1 protein-coding gene is annotated in these 1,088 nt (G+C 67.7%); it reads left to right on the top strand.

The annotated features are described in order from the left end of the window. Nucleotides 1-48: 48 nt before the first annotated feature. Nucleotides 49-923 (top strand): IS5 family transposase gene (locus tag ACFWV2_RS33070; RefSeq protein WP_384411133.1). Its coding sequence is split into 2 segments (ribosomal slippage): nucleotides 49-424 and nucleotides 424-923, totalling 876 coding nucleotides; the frame shifts between segments, so codons are not numbered across the junction. Nucleotides 924-1,088: the final 165 nt, after the last annotated feature.

Below are 1,088 nucleotides of genomic sequence, written 5' to 3' on the forward strand. Positions count from 1 at the left end.
CTAGGGCCTGTTGCGAAAGTCGATCTTGATCGTGAATGATCACGTCTCGTGAGGCGTGGGGATCTGACGAACGGCCAGTGGGCCCGGCTTGAGCCGTTGCTGCCGCAGGGCATCAAGCCGGGCCGGCCGCAGGTGTGGACGCGCCGGCAGTTGATAGACGGCATACGGTGGCGGACCCGGACCGGCGCCCCATGGCGGGACGTGCCCGAAAGGTACGGCCCGTGGGATCGGGTCTATGACCTGTTCCGGCGCTGGCAGCGGGACGGCACCTGGGCCCGGATCGTCACCCGGCTCCAGGCCGAAGCGGACGCGAAGGGCCTGATCACCTGGGACGTGAACGTCGACTCGACCGTCTGCCGGGCCCACCAGCACGCCGCCGGGGCGGCGAAAAGGGGGATCTCCAAAAGGAGCCGCCCGGCGGGATAGCCGTTGAGCCGGCCGACCACGGCCTCGGACGCTCCCGGGGCGGCCTGACCAGCAAGATTCATCTCGCGGTCGAGCAGGGTCAGAAGCCGCTGTCCGTGGTGATCACGGCTGGCCAGCGGGGTGATTCCCCGCAGTTCGAGCCGGTACTGGAAGCGATCAGGGTCCCCCGAATGGGCCTGGGACGGCCGCGCAAGCTGCCGGACCGGGTGCGGGCCGACAAGGCGTACGACTCCCGCAAGAATCGCGCCTACCTGCGTAGACGCGGCATCAGGGCGACGATCCCGGTCCCTGCGGACCGCGTCCGCAACCGGCAGAAGCTCGGCTCTCGCGGCGGTCGGCCGCCGAAGTTCGACAAGGCCGACTACAAGCAGCGGCACGCGGTCGAATGCGGCATCAACCGGCTCAAGCGCCATCGCGCGGTCGCCACGAGATACGACAAGCTCGCCGTCCGCTACGAGGCGACCGTGCTGGTCGCAGTCCTCAACGAGTGGTTGTGACTGAAGAAGGTTGGTACGGGCGCACGCAACGGGAACTCCCGGTTGTCCGTTGCCCGATCGCCCGTCTTTGCAGCACCGGGATTGCAGCCGAGACGGACGATACCTGAGCCCGACCATCACGCCTACCTCACCGCACGCAAAGATCAACTTTCGCAACAGGCCCTA

This window comes from Streptomyces sp. NPDC058671 (assembly GCF_042716475.1).
GTDB lineage: Bacteria > Actinomycetota > Actinomycetes > Streptomycetales > Streptomycetaceae > Streptomyces.